The following is a 1,000-nucleotide window of genomic DNA, read 5'->3' on the forward strand; positions in this document are numbered from 1 at the left end:
GCAACAAGTCCACTAGCTTTACTAGCCTTATCTGTTTCTCCAGTGCCAGGTATCTTTTTAAGAAAAAGGTCTTGTATTTGCTTAACACCATCTGCAACCTTCTTTGTAGTAGTGGCAGTTTTTTTAAGATCTTTCATTCTTTTGGCTGCTTCTTTAGCACCATTCTTAGACATGAATTGAGAAGTAATTCTTTTTACTTTCTTGGCTTCTAATAATAATTTACCTGGTTGCCCATTAGGATATTTGGATAGCTTATAAGCTCTTAAAGCACTAGGAGATATTTGTTGAGATACGGTCATGACTTATTCATTTATAAAAAAGTTTAAAATACCTGAGAATATATTTTGTGATTCATTTGCATTTTGATTGTGTTCGTTAAGGGAGTCCAGAATATCTTTTAAATCGTCAATTACAGTTCTGACGACTCCGCCCAATTCAAGAATGTCAGTTTCTGCTTTTTTCAATCTTTTTAAGATTGCTGATAAATCATTTGGATTATCGTTTTGCTTTTTCTCCAAATCATTTAATCGAGAATTCATTTGGTTAATCGCCGATTTTAAGGCATTCAAATCATTTGAATTCTTGTCACAGCATTCATTTTGCTTTTTTTCTAAATTGTTTAATCGGGTATTTACCCGATTAATAGCTGCATTTAGTTGGGCTAATCCTTCATTGATATCTTTACAAATCTCTGCCATAGTTAACCCCTCAATTGAGAAGCAATATTTTTGAGCCTATCGCCAACTTCTTGGCAAGAAACGCAACAATAACCAGGAAATTTATTATGGGTACATTTATGGCTACCTTCAGGACAATCTTGATTACATTTGACATCCCAATCACAATCAATAGTGTTGTCATCAAAAATTATTGCGCCAGTACTATCAGTTATTCGCACTCCTTTAGTATTCGGTAAATCATTTGTTTGAATCGGTGTAATGTTGGTAATTGTTGCTTCGATATATTTCCAATTACCTCCAGTACTGGCTATCGTGTACCA

At 34.0% G+C, this 1,000-nt stretch carries 3 protein-coding genes; all 3 read right to left on the reverse strand.

The annotated features are described in order from the left end of the window. Positions 1–299, reverse strand: a 299-nt coding sequence (locus ACM0OY_RS40440) for a hypothetical protein (protein WP_414574307.1), incomplete at its 3' end; no start/stop codon positions are given. A gap of 3 nt (positions 300–302) precedes the next feature. Next, positions 303–698, reverse strand: coding sequence for a hypothetical protein (locus ACM0OY_RS40445; protein WP_414574308.1), 396 nt, complete (start codon positions 696–698; stop codon positions 303–305). Positions 699–700: 2 nt separating this feature from the next. Further along, positions 701–1,000 (reverse strand): hypothetical protein (locus tag ACM0OY_RS40450; protein ID WP_414574309.1); only part of this gene is annotated, 300 nt, incomplete at its 5' end.

The organism is Nostoc sp. CCY 9925 (genome assembly GCF_963920935.1).
GTDB lineage: Bacteria > Cyanobacteriota > Cyanobacteriia > Cyanobacteriales > Nostocaceae > Nostoc.

Excerpts from the sequence above, each read along its gene's own strand:
- ACM0OY_RS40445 (WP_414574308.1), bottom strand. The coding sequence starts at position 698 with ATGGCAGAGATTTGTAAAGATATCAATGAAGGATTAGCCCAACTAAAT.